We start from the raw sequence: 24,995 nt of genomic DNA, 5'->3' as shown, positions 1-24,995 counted from the left end.
CACTCGTCGGTACGCGAACAGCGGATCCATGGCCTACTTGTGCTCAGGCTGAACTCAATGGTGTCGCGAGTGTTTCCCGATTCGTAACGTAGCCGCACGTGGCCGACCCAACACTCAGTATCAGCGCGCCCGGCGACCCGCGGGCAGTGGAACCGGGTTCGACCGACGCCTCGTCGGCATCCGCCAAGTCGGGCAGATCGTCGCGGCTGCACACGATCCTGCGTGCGTTGTCGCCCATCGCCGTCCTCGTGCTCTGGCAGGTCGGCAGCGCACTGGGGATCATCCCGCAGGACAAGCTGCCCGCTCCGTCGCTGATCGCCGAGGCCGGATGGGAGGTTCTCGCCAACGGGCAGCTCGTCGATGCCATCGCGGCGTCGGCCCAGCGAGTCGCGATCGGGCTGACCATCGGCGTCGCGGTCGGAATCGGCCTCGGTCTGCTGGTGGGGCTGAGCAGGATCGCCGACTCGGCCATCGATCCGAACATGCAGGCGATCCGCGCACTTCCGCTGTTCGGTCTCATCCCGCTGTTCATCTTGTGGTTCGGCATCGGTGAGACGCCCAAGGTCCTGCTCGTGTCCCTCGGCGCTCTGTTCCCGCTCTACCTGAACACGTCGGCCGCGATTCGCCAGATCGACGGCCGGCTGGTGGAAACCGCTCGCGTGCTGGGCTTCTCACGACTGACCACGATCCGGGATCTCATCATCCCGGGCGCCATGCCGCAGATCCTGGTCGGCCTACGACAGGCCCTGGCCATCGCGTGGCTCAGCCTGATCGTCGCCGAACAGATCGCGGCGACGTCCGGACTGGGATACCTGATCAACAACGCGCGCGACTTCCTGCGCACCGACATCATCTTCTTCGGCCTGATCGTCTATGCCGCACTGGGATTGATCACCGACGCCATCGTGCGTGCGCTCGAGCGCTACACCACGCGATACCAGAATCGGTGACGCTCGCAGCCCGTACACCCCGAGTAGAGGAGGCCCGACCATGACCGCCATCGCCACCCGAGATCTCGAGGTTCCGCTCGCCGAGGAGCGTGCCGGCGCCGTGTCATACGCCGCGGAGGTCGAGCACGCGAGCCTGCGCTACGGGGACAATGTCGTGCTGCGGGACGTCTCGCTGCGAGTGGGCGCCCGCGAGATCGTCGCGCTCATCGGACGCAGCGGCAGTGGCAAGTCGACCCTTCTGCGACTGCTCGCCGGGCTGTCGACCACCGAGTCGGGCAGCGTGCGGACCGCCGGTCACCCGGCGGTGTCCTTCCAGGAACCACGGCTCTTCCCATGGCGCACCGTGCTGCAGAACGTCGCCTTCGGCCTCGTCCGCGAGAAGGTCGGCAAGACCGAGGCCCGGGAACGGGCGCGCCGCACCCTCGACGAGGTCGGCCTCAGCGACAAGACGGGTGCCTGGCCGGCGCAGCTCTCCGGCGGCCAGGCACAACGGGTCTCCCTCGCCCGTGCCCTCGTGGCACGTCCGCAGCTCCTGCTGCTCGACGAGCCGTTCGGCGCGCTCGACGCCCTCACCCGGCGCACGATGCACGAACTGCTCATCAGACTCTGGCGCGACAACGGCTTCGGCGCACTTCTCGTCACCCACGATGTCGACGAGGCACTGCGGCTCGCCGACCGTGTCGTCGTCCTGGCCGGCGGCGAGATCGTCGAAGACCTCGCCGTGCCCCGGCCGCGGCAGACCGGCGACCCCGACGACGCCGACTCCGAGATCCCGCGCCTGCGAGCCCGATTGCTGACCGCCCTCGGCGTCGCCGATCCCGCGCACTGACCCGCTCACCACCCATCCGCTTCAACCGAAGGCACTCCGATGACCGACGCCCATCTCTCCGTGCGCGCCTCCCGGGCCCGGCGCCGTGTGCTCGCCGCCGTCCTGGCCACCGCCGCCCTCACTCTGGGCCTCGCCGGATGCGTGCAGCGCGAGGACACCGCCGAGTCGATCGCAAACGACACGGTCGACGTCGCCTCCCTACAGGACCTCACCCTTCGTGTCGGGGACCAGAAGGGCGGCACGGAAGCCCTGCTGCGTGCCTCGGGCGAACTCGAGAAGCTCCCGTTCACCGTCGAGTTCTCCACCTTCACCTCCGGCCCGCCCCAGATCGAGGCGGCGACCGCCGGCAAGATCGATTTCGCCGTCACCGGGAACACACCGCCCATCTTCGGCGCAGCGGCGAACGCCAAGGTCAAGATCGTCACCGGTTACGCGAACAATGCCAGTGGCGATGCGATCCTGATCCCGGGCAACTCGACACTGGCCTCCGTCGCCGATCTGAAGGGCAAGAAGGTCGCCGTCGCCAAGGGCAGCTCGGCACACGGACACCTGTTGCTCCAGCTGAACAAGGTTAATCTGACCCTGGGGCCCGGCAAGGACGTCGAGCCGGTCTTCCTGCAGCCCGCAGATGCGTTGTCGGCGTTCACATCCGGCAATGTCGACGCATGGGCGATCTGGGACCCGTACACCGCGATCGTCCAGCTCGAGAACAATCCGAAGACGCTCGTCACCGCCGAAGGCGTGTCCAACGGCTTCGGCTTCGGTATCGCCGGCGACGAGGCGCTGGCCGATCCGCGCCGTAACACCGCGGTACGAGAGCTGGCCCTCGGCATCGCGCGTGCCGCCAACTGGGCCAAGGCCAACCCCGACGTGTGGGCCGAGAAGTACTCGGCCGAGGTCGGAATCGACCCGCGGGCAGACAGGATCGCCCAGGGTCGGAGCCTGCGTCCGGCCATCGCACTCGACGACAGCGTCGTGGCGTCCGAGCAGACTCTCGCCGACGCCTTCGCCGACTCCGGGCAGCTGCAGGGGCAGGTCGACGTCGCGAAGTTCGTCGACAACCGCTACGACGCGTCTCTCGCACCGCTGTTCGGCGCGCCTCAGTCCTGAGGGTCGTTCGGAGACCGGACGCCCATCTCCGAGACCACCCCGAACACCGGCCCGTCCACCCGTAGGAAGGGAACACGCCCATGAGTCATTTCCACTGGTTTCTGCCGACCGCCGGTGACAGTCGCGGAATCGTCGGAGCGTCGCACGCGTCGGCGACGAAGCGCCATCCGCCGGGTTATCGGGCGCCGGAACTGCCGTATCTGATCGATGTCGCGCGCACCGCCGATCGGCTCGGCTACGAGAGCGTACTGACCCCGACCGGAACCTGGTGTGAGGATGCGTGGCTCACGACCGCCGCCGCGATCACGCACACCGACCAGCTGAAGTTCCTCGTGGCGTTCCGTCCCGGCCTGATCTCACCGACCCTCGCCGCCCAGCAGACCGCGACGCTACAGCGTTTCTCCGGTGGGCGAATCGCGGTCAACATCGTGACCGGCGGCGACGAGGTCGAACAACGACGCTTCGGTGATTGGGTCGACCACGACCGCCGATATGCACGCACCGACGAGTTCGTGCAGATCGTCGAGAGACTCTGGGCCGGTGAAACCGTCGATTTCGAGGGTGAGTTCTATCAGATCGCCGGGGCATTCCTGCCGGACCCGCCGGCCGTCAAGCCGCAGATATTCTTCGGCGGTTCGTCGGATCCGGCGCTGACGGTGGCCGCTGCGCGGGCCGAGGTCTACCTCACGTGGGGTGAACCGCCCGCGGTGGCGGGGGAGAAGATCGCCGAGGTGGCGCGCCGCGCGGCGACGGTCGGCCGGTCACTGGAATACGGTGTGCGACTCCATGTCATCGCGCGCGAGACCTCGGAGGAGGCGTGGCGGGTCGCCGACACCCTGCTGCAGGGAATCTCCGACGAGGAGATCGCGACGGCCTTCGCCCTGCACTCGGGTTCGGACTCGACCGGTCAGCGCCGGATGGCGCAGCTGCACGGCGGCCGTCGCGACGCACTCGAGATCCATCCCGGCCTGTGGGCGGGTGTCGGCCTCATCCGCGGCGGAGCCGGCACGGCACTCGTCGGCAGCTACGACGAGGTGGCGGGGCTGATCGGCGAATACGAGTCCGAAGGATTCTCACACTTCATCCTGTCGGGATACCCGCACATCGAGGAGGCGCACTGGTTCGCCGAAGGCGTGCTGCCGGTGATCCGGGACCGGGTCGGCGCCCTGAGCTGACGACCGAGCGCGGCGCATTTCCCACCCGATTCTGCCGGCTCAGCGAGAGAGCCACTCCGACAACCGCTCCGACGACCACGTCGTGACGATCCGCTCGGGATCGATCCCGTGCGCCGCGGCCCGCTGGGCGCCGAGGATCTTGAAGTCGAGTTGTCCGGGCGCGTGTGCGTCGGAGTCGATCGCGAACAGACATCCCGCGTCCAGGGCGATCGCGATCAATTCGTCGGGCGGGTCGACCCGCTCTGGCCGGGAATTGATCTCCACGACGGTGTCGTGGGCCGCGCACGCGGCGAAGACGGCCTCGGCATCGAAGGTCGAGGGCGGACGGTGGCCCCTCCCGCTGAGCACCCGACGGCCCGTGCAGTGGCCGAGGACGTGCACCCGGGGGTCGGAGGCCGCGGCGACGAGCCGGGCGGTCATGGCATCGTGTGCCATCCGCAGATTGGAATGCACAGATGCGGTCACGACGTCGAGCCGGGCGATCATCTCGTCGGACTGATCGAGCGCGCCGTCGTCGAGGATGTCGATCTCGATGCCACGAAAGAGACGGAAGTCGCTTGTGTGACCGGCGTTCCAGACATCGATCGCCTCGATCTGAGAGGCGAGCCGCTCCGCGCTGAGCCCGTTCGCGATCGTCAGGCGCGGCGAATGGTCGGTGATCGCGAGCCAGTCGTGACCCGACGCCTCCGCGGCGGCAGCCATCTCGTCGATCGGCGCCCCGCCGTCGCTCCATTCGGTGTGGGCGTGCAGGTCACCGACCACGGCCTCGACGAGGTCCTCCGCCTCGCCCGGGGCGGTGGGCGGATCCTCGCTCTGCAGCCGTGCGAGGTACCCCGGCAGCTCGCCGTCGATGGCCTCGGCGATGACGGCCGCGGTGGTCTTGCCGATGCCCTTGATCGCGGTCAAGGTGCCGGCGACGGCCCGCGCATGGAGTTCGGACGGATCCAGCCCGGCCGCCGCCTGCCCGGCACGGCGGAAGGCCTCGACGCGGTAGGTGCTCTCCCGACGACGCTCGAGCAGCCACGAGATGCGCTCGAGCGCACGAACCGGGTCCACCGGAGCCGACAGCGGGGTGAAGGACCTCACCGTGAACAGCCCTCCCAACGCCTACCGCCCGGCGCGCGAAGTGCGGCCGGGCAGTAGGTCTCGTCGTCGGTGACGGTCAGGTCTGACCGATCAGTGTGCGGCTTCGAACGCCTCGATGATGCTTTGCGGGATACGGCCGCGGTCGCTCAGTTCGTAGCCTTCTTTGATGGCCCATTCCCGAATCGCCTTGGTGGTCTCCTTGTTGCGGCCGCTTCCGGTCGCAGTCGAGGCCGTTGCTGCACGCTTGGTCACGCGGCCGGTCTGACGGGAGATGTCGAGGTACTTCGACAGCGAATCGCGGAATTGCTGCGCATGCTTCGACGATGTGTCGAACTCATAGTTCTTTCCATCGAGCGACCACCGGACGGTTTCGTACTGATCCAGTACCTTGCCGTCGAGATCGTCGATGACCTGAACGATTTCCTTTTTCGCCATGAAATACTTGTCCCCTCGAATTGTGTCATCCGACCAAGACGGACGCGCGAAGGCCCAAAACCTGCGTCCCCCCGTTTTGATCTATTCCAACTGTGCACAGCTTAGACTCAAACCATGAGTACTTGCTGAGAACCCCCGCCTAGACCATAAATCATTAGAAAGCATTAGGGAAGTCGAGACACGACCGATTGTTAACGAGTCGGCTCGGTGCTGGTCCGCGACGTCGGGTTACGGGGAGTGGCGGTCCGGTTCGATGTCGGTGTGGTCTCGTCCGTGGGGTCTGCCCCACCCGTCCGCCGGGACGATTCGTCCGATTCCTCGGGGGACACGCTCACCAACGATTCAGGTGCGCGATCTGCCGCATAGATCGTTTGGTAACCGTTCGGGGTGATTGCGAATCCTGATTTGGATCGCGATTCGAGACAAAACATCCCCACGGTCTCAACGAGACAAGAAAAGCGCGATATGGAAATGGTGCGGCCGAAGTCCACAATCGAACTCCGATAGAGAACCGGATATCGATTGGCGCACGCACCACGCTGCGGCCCGTCCGGTCCCAGGACGGCGAGATTCCGCTCCCAGTCGCAGGCCGCCGGGGCAGACGAGGGAGGTCGAGTCGGGTCGTCGTCCCGCTCGTCGTCGATGCGGCACGCAAGTGCCGACGAACCGTTGGTGCCGGTGGAGCAATTCACCGCCCGGTCCGGTGTGGAGAAATGGAAACCGGATGAGTCCTGCAGTGGTGAATCCTCGGTCACCGAGCCCTGATGGAAACGCGAATTGTCGACGCGCGGGGCCATCGCCACCACCCGTCCGATTGTCCAATCGGGCAGATTCTGTGCCGTGTCCTCTCCGGTTGTCGAAGTCGTCGACGAGGACTCGGTCTCGGTCACCGTCGACAACTCGTCGGTGGGCGGAATGACGATTCGAGAGGGGCCCGACTCGGACGGCAATGAGCAGCCGGCGAGCGCGACCGAAACGATCAGCGTCCCGATTGCCGCGGTAGCGCAGATCACGCGCAGGAATCGGCGGTCGCGGGACCCCGATGTGGATTCGGGGCGGGTTCGCTGATTTACGTACCCTTGCACTGTGCCGACCCCCAAGATCGTTCTCTTCTACGTCTTCGTCCCGCTGCCGGATCCCGAGGCCATCCGGTTGTGGCAGCTGGCGGTGTGCGAGTCGCTCGGGGTCCGGGGCAGGATCATCGTGTCACGCCACGGGATCAACAGCACCGTCGGAGGCGACATCGCCGCGGTCAAACGGTACGTCAGGACGACCCGTGCGTACCCCGGGTTCGCCGGAGCGGACATCAAGTGGTCCGACGGCACCGGCCGTGATTTTCCGCGGCTGAGCGTGCGCGTCCGCCCCGAGATCGTGACCTTCGGGGTTCCCGACGAGATCGAGGTCGACGAGAACGGCGTGGTCGGCACGGGGACGAGGCTGAGCCCGGAGCAGGTGCACGAGCTCGTGGACGCCCGCGGTGACGACGTGGTCTTCTTCGACGGGCGCAACGAGATCGAGGCGCAGGTCGGACGATTCGCCGGCGCGGTCACGACCAAGGCGCGCACGACCCGGGACTTCGTGCCGCTGATCGAGAGCGGCGCCTTCGATCACCTCAAGGACCGGCCGATCGTCACCTACTGCACGGGCGGGGTCCGCTGCGAGGTCCTCAGCACGGTCATGCGCCACCGCGGGTTCTCCGAGGTCTACCAACTCGACGGCGGGATCGTGCGCTATGGCGAGCGCTACGGCGACGACGGGCTGTGGCAGGGATCGCTGTACGTCTTCGACGATCGCATGGGCGTGGAGTTCTCCGACCACGCGGAGGTGCTCGGTCGGTGCGTCGACTGCGGCCGTCCGACGAGCAATGTCGCCAATCACCCCGATCGAGACGGACGCGATCTCGCCGTGATCTGTCCCGACTGCCTGGGATGAGCGCCGCGGGGACACCCGAACGTCGCGGCCCGGTCCCGGTCGTCGTGGTGGCCGGGTACCTGGGCTCGGGAAAGACGACGTTGCTCAACCACCTGCTGAGGTCCGCCGGGATCACCGGCACACGCCTGGGGGTGCTGGTCAACGACTTCGGCAAGGTCAACATCGACGCACTGTTGGTGTCGGCGCAGGCCGACGGCACCGTGAGCCTCGGGAACGGGTGCATGTGCTGCACCGTCGACGCCGACGGCCTCGCCGACGCGCTGGCGTCGCTGGTCCGTCCGAGTGTCGGGCTCGATGCCATCGTCATCGAGGCGAGCGGGATCGCCGAACCCAAGTCGCTCATCCGCATGGTGACGTCGGTGGCCGACGCTCGGCTGCGCTACGGCGGACTGGTGTACGTGGTCGATGCGGCGCATCTCGACGAGGTACGTCGGACGCACCCGGAGCTGGACGGTCACGTCGCGATCGCCGATCTCGTTCTCGTGAACAAGGCCGACCTGATCCCGGAGGAATCCCTGCGTGCTGTCGAAGAGATTGTCGCACAACTCAATACAACCGCTCCGCGGGTGGCCACGCGGAACGCCGCGATCGACCCGGAGCTGCTGTTCGACGTGGCCCGTCGTGAGGTGGAACAGACTCGTCCCGGTCAGCTGACCCTCGACGAGCTGTTGCTGGCGGACGCCGGTCACGATCATCACGAGCATCTGCACGCGGCGTACGAGTCGGTGTCGTTCTCCAGCGACCGGCCGATGGACCCGCGGCGCCTCGCCCGTTTCCTCGAACGGCCGCCGGCCGGCTGTTTCCGGATCAAGGGAGTCGTCCACTTCGATGTGCCACGGCACCGTCAGCGGTTCGTCGTGCACGGTGTGGGCGGTTTCGTGCGCGTGCTGCGCGAGCCGCGGGGAGACCGGCGCCCGACCACCGACCTGGTCGCGATCGGGCGCGGACTCGATGTGGCGACGGTGAATGCCGAACTCGAGGCCGCCGTCGCGCGTCCGGAGGATGCGGCCGACGAGAACGGGATCCTCGGGATCCTTCGCCACCTGGTGGACTGACCCGCGACGCGCCGGGCATGTCACGTACACGCCGATGCGTAAGTCACATCTCCCTAACGAAAACCGGTTGTGCCAGGACGACCATTTCGGATTCCCCGGTTCATTTGTTTCACTGTTAAGTCTGTGACCAGTGTGACCAGTGGTACTCAATGGGAGGGAGTGAGGCAAGTGATCACGCATCTGCGTGCGTCACGGCCTCGACAGAGCATGTTCCGAAAGACGACGACACAACGCCTGACCACCATCGCGTTCGCGGTGGCCGCCGCCACGTCGACGGTGGTCGCCTCGAACCTGGTTGCGCCCGCCGCCGATGCGGCCCCCGCACGCGGGACGGCCCTCGCGGGCAAGACGGTCTTTCTCGACCCGGGCCACCAGGCCTCGGCGGCCGGCCACGACCTGAGGGCGCAGGTGCCCGACGGGCGCGGCGGCAAGAAGGACTGCCAGACCAGCGGTGCCACCGGCGTCAACGGCGCCCGGGAGCACACCGTCAACTGGCAGATCGGGCAGCTCGTCAAAGCAGGTCTCGAGAGTCAGGGGGCCCGGGTGGTCCTGAGTCGCCCGGACGACACCGGGTGGGGCGGGTGTGTGGACGAACGGGCCGCGGCGGCCAGCCGTTCCGGCGCCGCGGTCGCAGTCAGTCTGCACGCCGACTCGACCGCGCGGGGAGCCGACGAGTCCAAGAAGGGCTTCCACATGATCGTGCCGTCGCTCCCGGTGCCGGACCCCACTGTCGATCGCGTGCAGTCCGGCGAGGGACGCAAGGCCTCGACGACGATGCGGGACGCCTTCGTCAAGGCCGGGTTCCCGTCGGCCAACTACGCCGGCGTCCGTGACGGCATCCAGACCCGCTCCGACATCGCGGCGGTGAACCTGACCAAGGTGCCGGCGGTGTTCATCGAGATGGGCAACCTGGCCAACCCGGGGGAGGCCAGGGCACTCGCCGCGCGCGAGGGCCAGGTCAAGTACGCCATGGCCATCACCGACGGAATCCTCAACTACGTCAACGGGAACGCCGCCACCGGAGCCGGCCCGGCGCCGTCGACGCCGACCGACGACGCGAGTGGACTGTCCTCGGTGATCCCGTTCGTCGAGCAGCTTCTCGCCACGGAGGATCCCGAAGCGGTGGCACGGTTGCTGATGACTCAGGGGCAAGACGTGTCCGCGCAGGTGCTCAAGGCGATGCTGACCATCGTCTACGGACTGTTCGACGGAAAGCTGCCGATCGGCTGAGTGTGCGGGGTCGGGTCCCGCGAAGGCGGGCCCGACCTGCCGATCCGCCGATCGGCTGAGGTCCGCCGCGGCGGACGGCTAACCTCGCGTCATGGGTCTCAGAGAGCTGCTGTTCATGGACACCCCGGTGCCGTCGCTGCGCGGCCGCAAGGTCCTCATCACGGGCGCGGCGAGCGGAATAGGCAGGGCGACGGCGCAGGCCGCCGCCGCCCGGGGCGCCGAACTCGTGCTCACCGACCTGCACGCCGACCAGCTCGACGAGGTCGTCGCGTCCATCACCGCGGCCGACGGAACGGTTCTCTATCACGTCGCGGGCGACGTCTCGGATTTCGACTGGGTGGCCGGCTTCGCCCGCCAGGTCGACGCCGAGGTCGGGGTCATGGATGTGGTGATGAACATCGCCGGCATCTCGGCGTGGGGGACGGTGGAGAACCTGGAACACCGCCACTGGCGAAAGCTGGTCGACGTCAACCTGATGGGGCCGATCCACATCATCGAAAGCTTTGTGCCGCAGATGATCCGGCGAGGCCGCGGCGGTCACATCGTCAATGTGTCGTCGGCCGCCGGCCTGCTGGCCCTGCCGTGGCACGCCGCCTACAGCGCCAGCAAGTTCGGTCTGCGCGGCGTGTCCGAGGTGTTGCGATTCGACCTGCGGCGCCACGGGATCGGTGTCTCCCTGGTGTGCCCGGGCGGGGTCGACACACCGCTGGTGGACTCCGTCGAGATCGTCGGCCTCGACCGCGAGAATCCCCGGGTCAAGGCCGCCATCAACGGTTTCCACAAAGTCGCGGTGTCGCCGGACGTCGCGGCGGCGGCGATCCTGAAGGGTGTCCGCAAGAACCGTTTCCTGGTCTACACCTCGTTCGACATCCGCTTCGGATACTGGTGGGCGCGAAAGTTCGCACTGCCCTATGAGATCGCGATGCGGGTGGCCAACGATCGGTTCGACCGGCTCGCCCGGGTGAGCGCCAAGAGCCTCGAGGCGAAGGCGGCCGACGAGCATTCGCCCCGGTGAGCCCGTGACCCCGACCTTCGTCAAGACGCTGCGTGACAGTGGTCCGCCGGGCGGTCATCCGGACTTCTTCGCGGCCGAGGCCGCCGGACTGCGCTGGCTCGCCGAGGCGGGAGCACCTGTCGTACGGGTGATCTCGGCCGGTGAGGACATCATCGAGCTGGAACGCCTCGAACCCGGACGTCCGACGCGCGAGGCCGCGCGGGACTTCGGGGCCGCGCTCGCTCGGATGCACGACGCCGGCGCTCCGCACTTCGGTTCTCCGCCTGCCGATTCGGCGGGAACGCCGTTTCCCGGCCAGCTCTTCATCGGTCGGCGGGCGCTCAGCTCCGTCGAATACGAGTCGTGGGGCGAGTTCTACGCGCGTGAACGGGTGGAACCCTATCTGGTTCCGGCCCGCGAGGCCGGAAACCTGACCGCCGCCGACGAGGACGCGGTCCGCGACGCGTGTGAGCTGATCGCCGGCGGCGTGTTCGACGACGACGAGGGGCCCGCGCGGATCCACGGCGATCTCTGGAACGGCAACGTGATGTGGAGTCCCGATGGTGTCGTGATGATCGATCCGGCCGCGCACGGCGCTCATCGGGAGACCGATCTCGCGATGCTCGCGCTGTTCGGGTGTCCGCACCTCGACGCGATCGTCGACGGGTACCGGGACGCCCACCCGCTCGTGTCCGGCTGGCAGGACCGCGTCGAGGTCCATCAACTGCATCCGCTCGCCGTGCACGCCGCGGGCCACGGTCCCGGATACGGGTCATCGCTGGGCCGGGCGGCGCGGGCATCCTCGGCGCTCGCGCGTGGATGACGCACGCGATAATCGACGGCGTGAGTCGTACCGGTGGTCCCTTGCAGAGTGTCCTCGTCGTCTCGGCGACGCGTGCCGAGGCCAGACATGTGCCACCCGGCACGCGGGTGCTCGTGACCGGCATCGGCAAGGTGCGGGCGACGATGGCTCTGAGCCGGGAGCTGGCCGGCGGCCCACCGGTCACCGAGGTCATCAACATCGGTACGGCCGGTGCCCTGCGCGACGGCGTCACCGGCGACGCCGAGCTGGGCCTCTTCCTGCCGTCGGCAGTGCTCGAGCACGACATCAGCAGCACCGAGCTACGGGCGATGGGTTATGAGATGACCGATCGCTGGGAGCTTCCCGGCGGGGACGGCACCGTGCTGGCCTCCGGTGACACCTTCGTCGCCGATCCGGTTCGTCGACGAGAACTCGCGCGGCACGCACACCTCGTCGACATGGAAGGGTGCGCGGTCGCGCATGTGAGCACCGAGTTCGGCGTGCCCTGCCGACTGGTCAAGGCGGTCACCGACAACGCCGACGAGGGCGCGATGGAGTGGCCCGATCTCGTCGACGCCGCGGCCCGTCGCCTGGGGCGATGGCTGGAACTCAACGTCGAGAGCTGAGATCTCAGGACCGGGTGTCGCCGACCCCGGCCGGGGGCGTGTCGGTGGCCGACTCGTACGTGGGGATGTCCGAGCGGCGCGGTGGGGCGGGCGAGGCGTCCGACGGGGTGAGGTCGGGCGCCGCGAGATCGGCGACCGTCGGTCGCTGTGTGCCCGACGCGGAACGGGAAGCACTCGCCGAGCGAGATGGCGGAGACGGCCGGTCGGGGGCGCCGTTGGTGCGGGGCTTGCGACGGCTGCCCGGAGCGGTCTGCGTCTTCGGGGCTTGCGGTTTCGGCGCGCGGGTGGTCCTCGAGGCGGGCGACTCTGCCGGGGGAGCGGGCGGCGCGCCCTGCTCGGCGGATCGGGTCTTGTCGGCGGGCGACGCCGGCGGGGCATCGGCGGCCGATCCGGCCGATCCGGCCTTGGCACGGCGATGCGATGTCGCGCGTCGGCGTTGACTGTCGGTGCCGCTGTCGGTCGTGGCCTTGGTGGTCGAGGCCTTGGTGGTCGGGTTGCGGCCCGACTTGTCGCGGTTCGGGGTCCTACGGTTCGTGGACTCGGCGGGGTCGCGGGTGAGGAACCACCGGGCCAGCACGAGCGCCAGCGTCACCAGGAACGTCGTCAACATCCACGGGAAGTCTGCGGCGATCGGCAGCAGGACGTTGAAGATCAAGCTCTTCAGACCCGACGACGCCTGCTCGGAGTTGAGGCCGTAGAGGGTGACGATGCTGACGAAGAACGCGATGAGCGGGGGCTGCGCGGCGGCGGTGAACAGCGCCCGGCGGCGGACGGCCAGCGCGGCGATCACACAGCCGACGAGGTAGCAGAACTTGTAGATCGACCCGAGCGAATCGTTGCTGCCGGCGTCGATGGCCGCGCCGAGGCCCGTGATCCCGGTACCCAGGAGAACGGCGCCCCACCACGGCACACCGCGGACCGCGGGCAGTACCGACTGCTGGTCCAGCGGTACCGCGGTTTGGAGACGTTGCGGGGAAGGCACATGGTCACGGTACCGGTTCGTCGACGGAATTCGTTCCACCCCCGGGCCGTGGCGTCGGTGCCGGCTCCGTCGTCGTCCCAGGTGTGACCGCCGCCCCCGCGGCGCGGCAGGTGTCGTGGATCACTGGAGGTCGCGGGGCCTCGGGGACGTCGCCCAGGGCGTCGAGCTCGGCCAGGCGGCGGGCGGTGACGCCCAGCCGGCTGTCGACCGAACCGATCGTCGAGTTGTAGGCGTCGACTGTCCGCTGCAGGGACGTGCCAAGTGAGCCGAGATGACCGAGGACGCCGGCGAGCCGCTGGTGGAGTTGCAGACCGAGGTCGTGGATGACCGCGGCGTCGCGGGCCATCGCGTCGTGACGCCAGCCGAGCGCGACGGTGCGCAGCAGGGCGATGAGGGTGGTCGGGGTGGCGATGACTACGTTGCGGGCGAAGCCGAACTCGAGCAGATCGGGATCAATGCGCGCAGCGGCTTCGAGGACGACGTCGCCGGGCAGGAACAGCACCACCATCTCCGGCGTGTTGTCGAAGGCGGACCAGTAGGACTTGGCGGACAGTCGTGCGATGTGGGCGCGTAATGCGCGGGCATGCTCGCCGATGAGTCTGTCGCGAGTGGAGGAGTCGGTGGCCTCGGCCGAACGCAGGTAGGCGTCGAGGGGCACCTTGGCGTCGACGATGATGTCGCGGCCGCCGGCGAGATGGACGACGAGGTCCGGACGCAGTGTGGTGGAACCCCGGCCGTTTGCCGAACCGTTGGCGCCGGACGTGTCGGTGACCGACACCTGTGTGCTGAAGTCGCAGTGTTTGGTCATACCGGCGAGCTCGACCACACGCTCGAGCTGGACCTCCCCCCACCGGCCGCGTGCGTGGGGACTGTGCAGCGCGTTGGCGAGCTGCCGGGTCTGATCGTTCAGCGCGACCGATGCCGAGTGGATTCCGCGCACCTGCTCGGTCAGGCCCGCGTAGGCGCCGATCCGGTTGTTCTCGACCCTGCGCAGTTCGTCGGCGAGTTGCGCCAGGTTGGCGCGCAACGGCTCGACGATGTGGGCGACCGAACTGCTGATCGCCGACGACTGCCGCCGGGCCGCGTCCTCGGTTGCCCACGACAGCGAGGACGCGACGTCCTCCCGGCCGGCGCGCAGCATCTCCACCTCGGCGCGAGCGGCGGACACGGTGGCGGCGCTGCGGGCGGCGTGCGCCCACCAACCCAGCGCGATGCCCAGGACGAGGCCGACGACGAGGGAGAGCGCAGCAGCAGTCATGTCGTCGATGGTGTCGGACACCCCCGACAAGTTCGGTCAGACCGTCGGGGTCGAGTGCTAGCTAGTGCCCGTCCGAAGCGTCGCTTGCCCCTGCCTCGAAGTCGAGCAGCCACTGCTTCGTGGGCAGGCCGTACCGGAAACCGCCGAAGGTGCCGTCGCTGCGCTTCACCCGGTGGCACGGCACGAAGAGCGCGGCCGCGTTGCGGGCGCAGGCCGCGGCCGCGGCCCGGACCGCCGCCGGCTGCCCGGCCAGTTCGGCGAAGCGCGTGTAGGTCACGGGGTGTCCGGCCTCGACCTTGCGCAGGGCGTCCCAGGCCGGGCCCAGGAACACCCCTCCGGAGCGTTGGACGACGGGAATGCGCGACGGTGCGGCGAGATCGCCCGCGTAGTAGGCCGACACCGCGTCGGTGATCTCGCCCAGCTCGGCCGATGGCTGTAGTGATCCCGGCCGGAGAGCGCGGTGGACGAGTGCCGTCAGGTAGGCGGGGTCGTCGGTCCACCCCGACGCCAGGACGTTGTGGTCGGAGTCGGCGACGACCGTGAACGGACCGTTGGGTGTGGATACGGTGGCATGGATGCCGATTGTCGTTGTGGGACCGTTGGTTTCGTGACCGGCCGGGACGGTGCCAGCGGGTTCGGTGTCGGCTGGTTCGGTGCCGCTCGCTATGGAGCCGGTGGTGTCGGGGGTGGTGGTCGGTGCGGACATGTCACTCCTGAGAGATCGGTACGGCTGGGGATCGGTGAAGCTGTCGGATCGGTGAGGTCGTCATCGGTACGGAGACCGAACCGCGACGCGGTCGTCGGAAGTCTGCTCGTCACACGACCTGTCCGGCGGCGTCGAGTCGGTGTCGCCAGAGGTGCATGGTCGCGTACGAGCGCCACGGTGCCCAGTGCCCGGTGTCCCGCAGATCGATTCCGAGGTCGGCGGCCGCGCGGACCACGACGAGGTCGTTCGTGAGCAGGACGTCGGGATCGCCGGTGACCCGCATCGTGACGATGTCGGCGGTCCAGGGGCCGATCCCGGGCAACTCGAGAAGCTGGGCACGAAGATCAGACGCATCGACCCCCACATGCGGTTCCATCCGACCTTCGGCGAGCGCTTCGGCGACGGCGATCACGGCGTCGACCCGGCGCCTCGGCCCGCGCAGGACCTCGTGTCCGCGGGCGGCGATGACGCTTGGCGTCGGAAAGGACTTCGACGGTGGATCGTCATCTGCCGTCGATGCTTCGGATGCGACGGCGAGCGAGTCGCTGACGGGTTCACCGAGGACGTCGACGAGACGGTCGATCTGGTTGCGGGCGGCGGCGAGGCTGACCTGCTGACCGAGCATGGTCCGGATGATGGTCTCGGCCGGGTCCAGACTGCCGGGCGCCCGGAGCCCGCTCGCCCGGTCGAGAAGTCGTCGCATCGTGTCGTCGGCGGCGAGCGCGTCCTGGACGGCGGTGATGTCGGCGTCGAGGTCGAGCAGACGACGTATCCGATTGACCGCTACACCGAGATCGCGCATGTCGAGTCCGCGGAGCGAGACGACGGCGTGGTCGTCTCGCGGTTCCACCTCCGCCGAGGCCGGGCCGTGCGGTAGTGCGAGGACCCGCCGATAGCGCCAGCCGTGTGGGCTGCCCGGGGCGTCGACGACCGATTCGACGCCCGCGGCGGCGTGTGCGTGCAGGAACCACCGCATCCAGGGCCATCGGTACGGCGCGCGGAACGGCAGGCGCAGGGTGACGCTCCCCGGGGCGGAATCGTTGTCGTCGTTCGGATTTCTCTTCCGGCTGGGAAGTCGACGGAGTTCGGTCGGGGTCAGTCCGAAGACCGCGCGGACGGTGTCGTTGAACTGGCGGACGCTCGCGAACCCGGCGGCGAATGCGATGTCGGTCATCGGCATCGTCGTGCACTGGATGAGCACGCGGGCGTTGGTGGCGCGGTGTGCCCTCGCGAGCGCGAGCGGCCCGGCGCCCAGATGCCGGGTCAGCACTCGGGTGAGATGTCGGGGCGAGTACCGCAGGCGCGTGGCGAGACCCTCGACGCCTTCGCGTTCGACCACACCGTCGGCGATGAGCCGCATCGCGCGAGCCGACATGTCGGCGTTGATGTTCCACAGCGGGGACCCGGGCACGGCATCGGGTGCGCAACGCCGGCAGGCGCGGAACCCCTGCTGCTGGGCGGCCGCGGCGGTGAGAACGAACGCGACGTTGCCCGGCCGGGGCGTCTGGGCCGGGCACGACGGCCGGCAATAGATTCCGGTGGTGCGGACCGTGACGAAGAACTGTCCGTCGAAACGGGCGTCGCGGGCCTGCACGGCGCGGTAGCACCGGTCGAAGTCCGGCGCGCCACCTCCGGTGTCGGGTTCTGCTGCGGTGCCTGTGGTCACCCGTTCACTGTGTCACCCGGCGACGACACGGTCTGGCGGGATTCGGACACGACAGCATCCGTCCCACCGAGCGGGCGAAAACTGTGATCTGGGTAACACCTCTGTGGCACCATGGCGCCATGACGACCCGGTTCGATGGCCGCCGACGAAGCCGGCACGACGACCTCCCGCTCACCGGACTCCCCGCATGGGGGCTGGAGATGATGATGGGCCTCTACGGCCCCGAGACGATCAGGCGTGTGTGCGCCGAGGAGGCCGAACTCGGTGTCGTGCCTCCGCCGGTCGAGCCGTCGCCGCGGTGTGCCGAGCACGCACTCTCGTCGGCTGACGACGACTGCCCACCGCGATCGGGCGGGGAGACCGGCGAGGGCGGGGACTGCCCGGCCGTCTTCAATCACGTCGACGCGGAACTCGAGGCGATCAACTCGCTGGTCCGTTTCCTCGGGCGAAAGCTCCGGCGCCGCTGATCGCGTCGTCGGCCGATCGCATGTTCGGCCGATCGTCGCCGCGTCGATGTCGCTTTGTCACCGTGATGTGTGAGGATCCTCGGGTGACCGACAGCTCGGACGACAAGCGCGCGGACGACACGTCCGCCGACGCGAGACAAGAGACCAGCAAGCTCGGTGCCGATGCCGTCCTCGGCGGCGACGCGGTGCTCGGCGGCGGGGAGAAGTCATACCCGACTCGCGCCCAGGTGATGATGTCGGGCCTGCGCTCGAGCGCGACGGTCGGGCTCCAGATCGTGCTGGTCGCCGCCGCGACCTGGGTGCTCTTCTGGCTGCTGGGCAAGTTCTGGGTGATCCTGCTTCCGATCTTGCTGGCGATCATCGTGTGCACCATCCTGTGGCCGCCCGTCCGGTGGATGCGCAACCACGGGGTCCCGGCCGCGGGGGCGTCGCTGTTGATGATGCTGGTCGGACTCGGGGTCCTCGGCGGGGTGGTCGGGCTGATCGTGCCGTCGGTCGTGGATCAGGCTCCCGAACTGGCAAGTCGTGCCACCGATGGTGTGGAACGTCTGCAGGAATGGGTGCAGGGTCCGCCGCTGAACTTCGACGACAAGCAGCTCGACAACATGGTCGACACCATCACCGGCCGGCTCCAGTCGAGCGCCTCGACGATCGCGGCCGGCGTGTTCAGCGGCGTCGGTACCGCCACCTCGGTTCTCATCACGATGTTCACGGCGCTCGTGCTGGTGTTCTTCTTCCTCAAGGACGGCCCGAAGTTCGTGCCGTGGCTCGACCGCACCGTCGGCAAGCCCTCCGGCAATCACCTCGGCGAGGTGCTGACCCGCATGTGGAACAGCCTCGGGGGCTTCATCCGGACGCAGGCGATCGTCAGCTTCGTCGACGCCGCGCTCATCGGTCTGGGCCTGTTCATCCTGGGTGTCCCGCTCGCCGGTGTGCTGGTGGTCATCACCTTCCTCGGCGGGTTCATCCCCATCGTCGGTGCATTCGTCGCCGGGGCCCTCGCGGTCTTGATCGCCTTGGTGTCCAACGGGCTGACCACCGCGCTCATCGTGCTCGGCATCATCCTCGCGGTGCAGCAGCTCGAGGGCAACGTGCTGCAGCCGTGGCTGCAGTCCAAGTCCATGGATCTGCACGCGGTGATCGTGCTCCTGTCGGTGACGCTCGGCGGCACGCTGTTCGGAATCACGGGCGCGTTCCTCGCGGTGCCTGCGGTGGCTTCCTTGGCCGTCGTCCTGCGCTACCTGAACGAGCAGATCGCCGAGCGGGCCGGCGAATCGTTGCCACCGACGAACACCCCGGTGACGACGCAGGTCGGCGTTCCGGACAAGGACCCGCCCACGGATCCGCCGAACCCGGTGAAGGGGTTGCTCGACCGCGACTGAGGCGCCCGATGCCACGCCCCGGCGGACTCCGCACCGCCTGCCGATAGACTGGGCGCCCGTGAGTCTCACCCTGGGAATCGTCGGTCTGCCCAACGTCGGTAAGTCGACCCTGTTCAACGCCCTGACCCGTAACGACGTGCTTGCGGCGAACTATCCGTTCGCGACCATCGAGCCCAACGTCGGCGTGGTCGAACTGCCGGACCGTCGGCTCGATCGTCTCTCGGAGATCTTCGGCAGCGAGCGGATCCTGCCCGCCACGGTGTCCTTCGTCGACATCGCCGGCATCGTCAAGGGCGCATCGGAGGGCGAGGGCATGGGCAACCAGTTTCTGGCCAACATCCGTGAGGCCGACGCCATCTGCCAGGTGGTCCGGGTCTTCGACGACGGCGACGTCGTCCACGTCGACGGTCGCGTCGACCCCTTCGCCGACATCGAGGTCATCGAGACCGAGCTGATCCTGGCGGACATGCAGACCCTGGAGAAAGCCATCCCGCGCCTGGAGAAGGACGCGCGCAAGAACAAGGATCTGGCCGAGACCCTGGCGGCCGCGAATAAGGCGCAGGAGCTCCTCGACAGTGGAAAGACGCTGTTCTCGCAGAAGGATTCGTTCGACCTGGCGTCGGTGCGCGAGCTGCACCTGATGACCGCGAAGCCGTTCCTCTACGTCTTCAACTCCGACGAGGGCGTGCTGACCGACGACGCCCGCAAGGCAGAACTGCGTGCCGCCGTCGCACCGGCCGATGCGGTGTTCCTCGACGCCAAGGTGGAGAGCGAACTCCTCGAACTCGACGAGGAAGACGCGCAGGAACTGCTGGACTCCATCGGCCAGGACGAGCCGGGCCTGACATCGTTGGCGCGGGCCGGTTTTCACACGCTCGGTCTGCAGACCTATCTCACGGCCGGTCCGAAGGAATCGCGGGCCTGGACCATCCACCAGGGCGACACCGCCCCCAAGGCGGCCGGTGTCATCCACACCGACTTCGAGAAGGGCTTCATCAAGGCCGAGATCGTCTCCTTCGACGACCTCGACGCCGCCGGATCGATGGCCGCTGCCAAGTCCGCCGGCAAGGTCCGTATGGAGGGCAAGGACTACGTCATGAAAGACGGCGACGTCGTCGAGTTCCGGTTCAACGTCTGATCGAACGATGAGTTCCGTCGCGCCGAACGAAGAGCTCTACCTCGCCGGCGGATGCCTCTGGGGCGTGCAGGCGTTCGTTGCGACTTTGCCGGGCGTGACGTTCACCGAGGCCGGCCGGGCCAACGGCACGACCCACACCCTCGACGGTGAGTACGACGGATACGCCGAATGCGTGCGGACCCGATTCGATCCGGCCGTGGTGAGCGTCGAGCAGTTGGTGGCGCACCTCTTCGAGATCATCGATCCGTACAGCGTGAATCGACAGGGTCCCGACGTCGGCGAGAAGTATCGCACCGGCGTGTACTCCGACAGGCCAGAGCACCTCGAACAGGCGCGAGCCTTCATCGGTGCGCGCGACGACGCGGATCGCATCGCCGTCGAAGTGCTCCCGCTGACGAACTATGTCCGTAGCGCTGACGAGCACCAGGACCGGCTCGCGCGGTTCCCGGAGAGCGCGTGCCACCTCCCGCAGGAGCTGCTCACCAAGTACCGCGGCTGAACGTTCAGCAATAGGTATCGCTCAGCGATACCTAATGCTGAATTCACGCGCCATTGGCTCCCCGTCTCACATTCAACTGATGCCCAAAGACCGGACAGGTCGTATTCGTCGGGGGCGCCCACTAGCGTGGCGGTCATGCCCATCAAACTCGAGAACGTCGCCATCGCCGTGCGCGACCTCGACGCCGCGATCGCCTTCTTCACCGACCTGGGTCTCGACGTCATCGGCCGGGACACCGTGAGCGGGGAGTGGACCGACACCGCCGTCGGGCTCGACGGCAACCACGCGAAGATCGCCATGCTGCAGACCCCGGACGGGCACGGGCGCCTAGAACTCTTCGAGTACATCCACCCGGAGGCCGTCGAGACCCGGCCCACCCAGCCCAACGACATCGGGATGCATCGCGTCGCGTTTTCGGTCGACGACATCGACGCAGCCCTCGAAGTGGCGGCGCGGCACGGGTGTCATCCGTTGCGCGGCGTCGCCACCTATGGGGACCTGTACAAACTCACCTACGTGCGCGGCCCCAGCGACATCATCGTCATGCTCGCCCAGCAACTCTCACCGAGCTGACGTCACGGGATCCGGCCGAAGGGGTTGCCGCCGAACGGCAACGGAGAGCCGCCCGATCCGCTTCCGGACTCCGGCACCGTCGTCTCCTGCTTGTCGACGGCACTGCCCAGCTTCACCTCGACCGTGCGGGCATCGGAGCCCGAACCGATGGTCACCGGTACGGTCTCACCGGGCTTGTGGGTGAGGATCTGCGCCATGAGGTCGGCGTAATCGGCGACGGTGGTGTCCCCGATCTTGGTGATGACATCGCCCTGCCGGATTCCCGCAGCCGCGGCGGGGCCGCCCTGCTGCACCGATGACACCGTCGCGCCCTCGGCCTGGTCGCCGGCCGACAGCGAACCCGACACGCCCAGAACCGGTTTGGTCGCCTGGCCGTCCTGCAACAGCTGATTCGCGATGCGCTTGGCGGTGTTGATCGGGATGGCGAAACCCAGCCCGAAGGACTGCGGACCGCCGGACGCGGCCTGGCCGGTGTCCACCGCCGAGTTGACCGCGATCACCTGTCCCTGCAGATTCACCAGTGGCCCACCGGAATTGCCTGGGTTGATCGGAGTGTCGGTCTGCAGGCCGTTGTACACGGTGAGTGACGAACCGCTCTCGTCCCCGGCGGTCACCGTGCGCGACAGCGCGCTGACGATGCCGGAGGTCACCGTGTTGGACAGGCTGTCGGGGCTGCCGACGGCCACCACCTGCTGGCCCACCTTCAGCGCGTCCGAGTCGCCGAGCGCCGCCGGGGTGAGTCCGGATGCTCCCTCGAGCTTGATCACTGCCAGGTCGTACGACGGGGAGGTCCCGGTGACGGTCGCCTTGTGCTGGTGTCCGTCGCCGGTGGTGACGACGATCGTGCTCCCGGAACCGGCGCCTGCGACGACGTGATGATTGGTCAGAACATACCCGTCGGGGGACAGGACGATCCCGCTGCCCACGGAGGTGCCGTTCGCGGTCTGCACCTTGATGTCGGCCGTCGACTTCGACGCCACGCTCGCGGCATAGGTCACCGAACCGGGTTGCGCGTCCGCGACATTGGCCGCCGCGGCCGACTGCGAGCTGAGGACCGGAACCGAGGCGGCGTCGTGCCCGAGCAACGCACTGCCCCCGATGCCGACGGCGCCACCGAGTAGCCCGGCAAGCAACGCGGTCACGATGATCGGCCTTGTCACCCCGGCGCGTGGACGCGACACCGGTGGCATCGCCGACGGCGGCAGGGGCGACGTGGGCGGCGGGGTGATGTGCTGATTCATCAACCAAGGACCCGGCGATTGCGCCGGTCCGCGGGGCGGCACAAAGGGTTCGGTGATCGGATCGTGGTCGGGGGTCTGCGGCATGGGGGTCTGAGGCGTGTTCACGGCACCACGATGCCCGGACCTCATGTGAACAGGGCTACAGAAATCCTGCGGATTTCCTGACAAGCTCGACGCGGACTCTCAGGTGTTTCTGACCTGCGCACAGCGGATTTCCCACGGGGCCGCGAGAAAATTGTTGTCGACCGAATGTGATTCCGCGGTAGTGTGGCCCGCCGACCACCCGACACCCGACGCAACCTTCGAGGGCAGTGACATTTCCATCGACCATGCGATCGTCGCGGATCTCGACGATGCCGCCGGCACTCTCGCCGCCGCTTTCGACGCCTATCCCTGGACCAGATGGTCCATTCCCGAGGACGGTTATCGTGAACGGCTGCAACGACTTCAACGGATGTATCTGGGATATGCCCTCGACCACGGCGTCGTGTTGGTCACCACGGATCGGTGCGGCGTGATCGCTCTGCTGCCCCCGGATGTGCCGGCGCCGGACGAGCAGTTCCAGGCAGAAGTGGCCGACCTGCACGGCGACCGGCTGGCCGCGGTCACCGGGGCTGAGACACCCGCGCCTCCGGCGGGCGCATGGCACCTGGTGACACTCGGTGTCCGACCGGGCAGCCAGGGCAAGGGTCTGGGGAGCTCGCTGGTCCGCGCCGGGCTGGCCGTGCTCGACGACAAGACTCCTCCGGGTGCACTGGTCGCGCTCGAGACCTCCGACGATCGCAATGTGATGATCTACGAACGCGTCGGGTTCGTCGTCACCGCAACGACTCCGGTCGACACGGGCCTCGTCGTACATTCGATGCTCCGCGACCCGGGTGCTGTCGGGTTGTCCACGACCGGGTGCGGACGCTGCTAGCGTTCGGCCGATGGCAGACTTCGAGTTGACCGACGACGACCTGCGCGTCGTCGTGCGTTATGCAACGGAGTGGGCTGCAGAAGTACTGCCGGTCTTCGAGCGAGCGCTGCCCGGTGATGAGCGGCCGCGCGCAGCCATCGAGGCGGCGCGGGAATTCGTCGGCGGTGCACAGAGATCCGCGCTGCAGCGGACTACGGCGTTTGCGGCGCACCGGGCTGCGAAGGATGCGCCGTCGGAAGTCGCGCGACTGGCCGCACAAGCCGCCGGCGACGCCGCGGCGGCCGCCTATCTGCACCCGATTGCGAAAGCGCACCAGGTCGGGCACATCTTGCGGGCGCCGACGAACCGGGCGCTCATCGCCGAACTCGAGAGCGGCAACGACCCCGGTGTAGGCGACGAAGCGATCGAGGCCGTGTGTAGACGGACGCCGCCCGAACTCGTCGACGTGTTGTGCCGATACCCGGAACCGCGCGGTGGGGCGTCGCGATCCACGTGTCTGATGGCCGATCTCGACAGGCGATTGCGGGCGTCGAGACAAACGACTTAGACGCCTGACTGAGACGACCGGCCGTTCGGTATCGCTCAATCACACTGCGCGGGAACGTTTTTGTGGCTCATTTGCCTGACAAACGACACGCGGCCGTGGGAGTGTGTGGTCTGGTCGGTGAGCAGTCCGGTTCACCGGCCGTCGAAGTCGGCTCATGTCGAAAGGTGTTCAGTGTCCTCGTCTGATATCGGTCTCACCGTCCTGTTCGCGTTCATCGGTCCGCTCCTGGCGCTGTACGCCAACGGCAGCTAGAAACGCCGGGGTCTCCCGCGGACTCCGTGATCCTCGTCGGCCGCACGGGTTCGCACTGGTGGTCCGTGCGGCCGATGGCGTCACGGCGGACGCTTATCGACCTTCCGGGCGAAAGTTGCACATCGCGTGCCGATCGTCGTCGATACTGCACCGGTGACTCTTTCCAGACGAACCGTCCTCTCCGCCGTGACCGTGGTGTTGTTGTCGGTGGCCGGACTGCTCGTCCCGACACCGGCGGGCAGCGACGCCGCCCCTTCGGGCTGGCGTTACACGATGGTGGCGTTCAGCAATTCGAGTGCGCGCGACATGGATGTGTACGAGTCCACCGACGGCCTCGAGTACCGCATGGTGCGCAAGTCCGCCTATCGGCCGCCGACGGGGTACGTCCGAGACGCGAGCATCTTCCGGCACACCGACGGCTGGTACTACGTGACGTATACGACCGCCGACGGGGCCAGCATCGGTTTCGCGCGCAGCCGCGACCGCGTGAACTGGAGCTTCCTGTACAACTGGCCGGTGCCGCTGTGCTGCGCGTTCCTTCCGGGCACGGGTGACGGCCGGGGTCTCGGCTCGTCGAGCGGGCCCGGCTCCTCCGGGTCGGCGGGTTCGAGCGACGGTCCCTCGTTGTCGCCCTTCACGACCAAGGCCTGGGCTCCCGAGTGGTTCGTCGAGGGTGGCCGGGTCAGCGTGATCCTGTCGATGTCCACCGGGGGTGGCTTCGTCCCCTATGTGATGACGGCGCTCGATCCCGGGTTGCGTATCTGGAGCCCGCCCGTCCCGTTGTTGAGCATCGGTGCGGATCACATCGACACCACGGTCATCAAGGTCGGCCCGACCTACCACGCGTTCACCAAGAACGAGACGAAGAAGTTCATCCAGCACGGGGTCGCGACGTCGTTGCTGGGGCCCTACCGCTTCGTGCCGCCGGGCAACTGGGGTCTCCTCGTCGAAGGGCCGGCGGTCGTCCAGCTTCCGAACGGTGCCTGGCGCATGTACCTCGACGCCTACCGGAACGGGCGATATCTGTACTCCGACAGCACCGATGGAATGCGCACCTGGACGCCGGTGAAGCAGATCCCCGGGATCTCGGGGACGGTCCGTCACGTCGGGGTGATGCGCGAGCGGGCCTGACCGGGAGTAC

Annotated in this window: 27 protein-coding genes; 19 read left to right on the top strand and 8 right to left on the bottom strand. The window is 67.9% G+C overall.

Going from position 1 to position 24,995, the window contains the following annotated elements; translation table 11 throughout:
• Positions 1-98: 98 nt before the first annotated feature.
• The 4 genes from AC3B6C_RS24495 (at position 99) to AC3B6C_RS24480 (ending at position 4,064) form a co-directional block, all read left to right on the top strand.
• Positions 99-950, top strand: coding sequence for an ABC transporter permease (locus tag AC3B6C_RS24495; RefSeq protein WP_010843430.1), 852 nt, complete (start codon positions 99-101; stop codon positions 948-950).
• A 40-nt stretch (positions 951-990) separates the two neighbouring features.
• Positions 991-1,779, top strand: coding sequence for an ABC transporter ATP-binding protein (locus AC3B6C_RS24490; protein ID WP_010843429.1), 789 nt, complete (start codon positions 991-993; stop codon positions 1,777-1,779).
• 39 nt (positions 1,780-1,818) lie between these two features.
• Positions 1,819-2,889, top strand: a complete 1,071-nt coding sequence (locus AC3B6C_RS24485; RefSeq protein WP_488374440.1) for an ABC transporter substrate-binding protein — start codon at positions 1,819-1,821, stop codon at positions 2,887-2,889.
• 80 nt (positions 2,890-2,969) lie between these two features.
• On the top strand, positions 2,970-4,064 hold the full coding sequence (locus AC3B6C_RS24480) for an LLM class flavin-dependent oxidoreductase (protein ID WP_488374439.1): 1,095 nt from the start codon (positions 2,970-2,972) through the stop codon (positions 4,062-4,064).
• A gap of 39 nt (positions 4,065-4,103) precedes the next feature.
• Here AC3B6C_RS24480 and AC3B6C_RS24475 read toward each other — a convergent pair whose 3' ends face one another.
• The 3 genes from AC3B6C_RS24475 to AC3B6C_RS24465 form a co-directional block, all read right to left on the bottom strand.
• A complete protein-coding gene (locus AC3B6C_RS24475; protein WP_488374438.1) occupies positions 4,104-5,150 on the bottom strand; it encodes a PHP domain-containing protein in 1,047 nt (348 codons plus the stop codon).
• A gap of 90 nt (positions 5,151-5,240) precedes the next feature.
• Complete coding sequence (locus tag AC3B6C_RS24470) at positions 5,241-5,585, bottom strand: histone-like nucleoid-structuring protein Lsr2 (RefSeq protein WP_010843425.1); 345 nt, start codon at positions 5,583-5,585, stop codon at positions 5,241-5,243.
• Positions 5,586-5,776: 191 nt separating this feature from the next.
• Entirely contained in the window at positions 5,777-6,535 is a 759-nt protein-coding gene (locus AC3B6C_RS24465) for a hypothetical protein (RefSeq protein WP_488376402.1), read from the bottom strand.
• Between AC3B6C_RS24465 and AC3B6C_RS24460 the strand changes: the two genes are divergently transcribed.
• The 7 genes from AC3B6C_RS24460 (at position 6,426) to AC3B6C_RS24430 (ending at position 12,224) form a co-directional block, all read left to right on the top strand.
• On the top strand, positions 6,426-6,653 hold the full coding sequence (locus tag AC3B6C_RS24460) for a hypothetical protein (protein ID WP_488376420.1): 228 nt from the start codon (positions 6,426-6,428) through the stop codon (positions 6,651-6,653). The two genes, AC3B6C_RS24465 and AC3B6C_RS24460, sit on opposite strands and share 110 nt — an antisense overlap.
• Before the next feature lie 18 nt (positions 6,654-6,671).
• On the top strand, positions 6,672-7,517 hold the full coding sequence (trhO, locus tag AC3B6C_RS24455; protein WP_055476639.1) for an oxygen-dependent tRNA uridine(34) hydroxylase TrhO: 846 nt from the start codon (positions 6,672-6,674) through the stop codon (positions 7,515-7,517).
• A complete protein-coding gene (locus tag AC3B6C_RS24450; protein ID WP_488374437.1) occupies positions 7,514-8,572 on the top strand; it encodes a CobW family GTP-binding protein in 1,059 nt (352 codons plus the stop codon). Before trhO ends, AC3B6C_RS24450 begins: the two co-directional genes overlap by 4 nt.
• Positions 8,573-8,779: 207 nt before the next feature.
• On the top strand, positions 8,780-9,802 hold the full coding sequence (locus AC3B6C_RS24445) for an N-acetylmuramoyl-L-alanine amidase (protein WP_010843422.1): 1,023 nt from the start codon (positions 8,780-8,782) through the stop codon (positions 9,800-9,802).
• A 91-nt stretch (positions 9,803-9,893) separates the two neighbouring features.
• Positions 9,894-10,817, top strand: coding sequence for an SDR family oxidoreductase (locus AC3B6C_RS24440; RefSeq protein WP_014927651.1), 924 nt, complete (start codon positions 9,894-9,896; stop codon positions 10,815-10,817).
• A gap of 4 nt (positions 10,818-10,821) precedes the next feature.
• On the top strand, positions 10,822-11,619 hold the full coding sequence (locus tag AC3B6C_RS24435; RefSeq protein ID WP_488374435.1) for a fructosamine kinase family protein: 798 nt from the start codon (positions 10,822-10,824) through the stop codon (positions 11,617-11,619).
• Positions 11,616-12,224, top strand: a complete 609-nt coding sequence (locus AC3B6C_RS24430) for a nucleosidase (protein WP_014927649.1) — start codon at positions 11,616-11,618, stop codon at positions 12,222-12,224. The genes AC3B6C_RS24435 and AC3B6C_RS24430 overlap by 4 nt, the downstream gene beginning before the upstream one ends.
• A 4-nt stretch (positions 12,225-12,228) precedes the next feature.
• On the opposite strand, the gene AC3B6C_RS24425 is transcribed toward AC3B6C_RS24430, so the two are convergent.
• The 4 genes from AC3B6C_RS24425 to AC3B6C_RS24410 form a co-directional block, all read right to left on the bottom strand.
• Complete coding sequence (locus AC3B6C_RS24425) at positions 12,229-13,206, bottom strand: DUF6542 domain-containing protein (RefSeq protein WP_488374434.1); 978 nt, start codon at positions 13,204-13,206, stop codon at positions 12,229-12,231.
• Between the two features lie 4 nt (positions 13,207-13,210).
• Positions 13,211-14,464: a DNA recombination protein RmuC gene (locus AC3B6C_RS24420; RefSeq protein ID WP_488376398.1), complete on the bottom strand. Its 1,254-nt coding sequence runs from the start codon at positions 14,462-14,464 to the stop codon at positions 13,211-13,213.
• A 61-nt stretch (positions 14,465-14,525) separates the two neighbouring features.
• Positions 14,526-15,170: a methylated-DNA--[protein]-cysteine S-methyltransferase gene (locus AC3B6C_RS24415; protein WP_488374433.1), complete on the bottom strand. Its 645-nt coding sequence runs from the start codon at positions 15,168-15,170 to the stop codon at positions 14,526-14,528.
• Positions 15,171-15,279: 109 nt separating this feature from the next.
• Positions 15,280-16,836: a DNA-3-methyladenine glycosylase 2 family protein gene (locus AC3B6C_RS24410; protein ID WP_488374432.1), complete on the bottom strand. Its 1,557-nt coding sequence runs from the start codon at positions 16,834-16,836 to the stop codon at positions 15,280-15,282.
• A 119-nt stretch (positions 16,837-16,955) separates the two neighbouring features.
• Here AC3B6C_RS24410 and AC3B6C_RS24405 point away from each other — a divergent pair, with 119 nt between their 5' ends.
• From AC3B6C_RS24405 to AC3B6C_RS24385, 5 genes are all read left to right on the top strand, one after another.
• Positions 16,956-17,303, top strand: a complete 348-nt coding sequence (locus AC3B6C_RS24405) for a hypothetical protein (protein ID WP_488374431.1) — start codon at positions 16,956-16,958, stop codon at positions 17,301-17,303.
• 83 nt (positions 17,304-17,386) lie between these two features.
• A complete protein-coding gene (locus AC3B6C_RS24400; RefSeq protein ID WP_010843413.1) occupies positions 17,387-18,685 on the top strand; it encodes an AI-2E family transporter in 1,299 nt (432 codons plus the stop codon).
• Positions 18,686-18,743: 58 nt separating this feature from the next.
• On the top strand, positions 18,744-19,823 hold the full coding sequence (ychF, locus tag AC3B6C_RS24395) for a redox-regulated ATPase YchF (RefSeq protein WP_488374430.1): 1,080 nt from the start codon (positions 18,744-18,746) through the stop codon (positions 19,821-19,823).
• A 7-nt stretch (positions 19,824-19,830) separates the two neighbouring features.
• Positions 19,831-20,322 carry a peptide-methionine (S)-S-oxide reductase gene (locus AC3B6C_RS24390; protein WP_488374429.1) on the top strand — a complete coding sequence of 164 codons (492 nt, stop codon included), beginning with the start codon at positions 19,831-19,833 and terminating at the stop codon, positions 20,320-20,322.
• 135 nt (positions 20,323-20,457) lie between these two features.
• On the top strand, positions 20,458-20,895 hold the full coding sequence (locus tag AC3B6C_RS24385) for a VOC family protein (protein ID WP_488374428.1): 438 nt from the start codon (positions 20,458-20,460) through the stop codon (positions 20,893-20,895).
• A 2-nt stretch (positions 20,896-20,897) separates the two neighbouring features.
• On the opposite strand, the gene AC3B6C_RS24380 is transcribed toward AC3B6C_RS24385, so the two are convergent.
• A complete protein-coding gene (locus AC3B6C_RS24380; protein ID WP_488374427.1) occupies positions 20,898-22,265 on the bottom strand; it encodes a S1C family serine protease in 1,368 nt (455 codons plus the stop codon).
• A 136-nt stretch (positions 22,266-22,401) separates the two neighbouring features.
• Between AC3B6C_RS24380 and AC3B6C_RS24375 the strand changes: the two genes are divergently transcribed.
• From AC3B6C_RS24375 to AC3B6C_RS24365, 3 genes are all read left to right on the top strand, one after another.
• Positions 22,402-23,055, top strand: a complete 654-nt coding sequence (locus tag AC3B6C_RS24375; protein WP_488374426.1) for a GNAT family N-acetyltransferase — start codon at positions 22,402-22,404, stop codon at positions 23,053-23,055.
• A gap of 10 nt (positions 23,056-23,065) precedes the next feature.
• Positions 23,066-23,602, top strand: a complete 537-nt coding sequence (locus tag AC3B6C_RS24370) for a putative immunity protein (protein WP_488374425.1) — start codon at positions 23,066-23,068, stop codon at positions 23,600-23,602.
• A gap of 405 nt (positions 23,603-24,007) precedes the next feature.
• The gene (locus AC3B6C_RS24365) at positions 24,008-24,985 is read left to right on the top strand and encodes a glycoside hydrolase family protein (RefSeq protein WP_488374424.1); all 978 of its coding nucleotides are present in this window, start codon (positions 24,008-24,010) and stop codon (positions 24,983-24,985) included.
• Positions 24,986-24,995 lie beyond the last annotated feature (10 nt).

It is taken from the genome of Gordonia sp. 11cp (genome assembly GCF_057767225.1).
The sequence above is the reverse complement of the archived record's forward strand: the minus strand, read 5'-3'. Positions and strand labels throughout refer to the sequence as shown.

Excerpts from the sequence above, each read along its gene's own strand:
- AC3B6C_RS24490 (WP_010843429.1), top strand. The coding sequence starts at position 991 with ATGACCGCCATCGCCACCCGAGATCTCGAGGTTCCGCTCGCCGAGGAG.
- AC3B6C_RS24485 (WP_488374440.1), top strand. The coding sequence starts at position 1,819 with ATGACCGACGCCCATCTCTCCGTGCGCGCCTCCCGGGCCCGGCGCCGT.
- AC3B6C_RS24480 (WP_488374439.1), top strand. The coding sequence starts at position 2,970 with ATGAGTCATTTCCACTGGTTTCTGCCGACCGCCGGTGACAGTCGCGGA.
- AC3B6C_RS24470 (WP_010843425.1), bottom strand. The coding sequence starts at position 5,585 with ATGGCGAAAAAGGAAATCGTTCAGGTCATCGACGATCTCGACGGCAAG.
- AC3B6C_RS24450 (WP_488374437.1), top strand. The coding sequence starts at position 7,514 with ATGAGCGCCGCGGGGACACCCGAACGTCGCGGCCCGGTCCCGGTCGTC.
- AC3B6C_RS24445 (WP_010843422.1), top strand. The coding sequence starts at position 8,780 with ATGTTCCGAAAGACGACGACACAACGCCTGACCACCATCGCGTTCGCG.
- AC3B6C_RS24440 (WP_014927651.1), top strand. The coding sequence starts at position 9,894 with ATGGGTCTCAGAGAGCTGCTGTTCATGGACACCCCGGTGCCGTCGCTG.
- AC3B6C_RS24430 (WP_014927649.1), top strand. The coding sequence starts at position 11,616 with ATGACGCACGCGATAATCGACGGCGTGAGTCGTACCGGTGGTCCCTTG.
- AC3B6C_RS24420 (WP_488376398.1), bottom strand. The coding sequence starts at position 14,464 with ATGACTGCTGCTGCGCTCTCCCTCGTCGTCGGCCTCGTCCTGGGCATC.
- AC3B6C_RS24415 (WP_488374433.1), bottom strand. The coding sequence starts at position 15,170 with ATGTCCGCACCGACCACCACCCCCGACACCACCGGCTCCATAGCGAGC.
- AC3B6C_RS24405 (WP_488374431.1), top strand. The coding sequence starts at position 16,956 with ATGACGACCCGGTTCGATGGCCGCCGACGAAGCCGGCACGACGACCTC.
- AC3B6C_RS24390 (WP_488374429.1), top strand. The coding sequence starts at position 19,831 with ATGAGTTCCGTCGCGCCGAACGAAGAGCTCTACCTCGCCGGCGGATGC.
- AC3B6C_RS24385 (WP_488374428.1), top strand. The coding sequence starts at position 20,458 with ATGCCCATCAAACTCGAGAACGTCGCCATCGCCGTGCGCGACCTCGAC.
- AC3B6C_RS24380 (WP_488374427.1), bottom strand. The coding sequence starts at position 22,265 with ATGAGGTCCGGGCATCGTGGTGCCGTGAACACGCCTCAGACCCCCATG.
- AC3B6C_RS24370 (WP_488374425.1), top strand. The coding sequence starts at position 23,066 with ATGGCAGACTTCGAGTTGACCGACGACGACCTGCGCGTCGTCGTGCGT.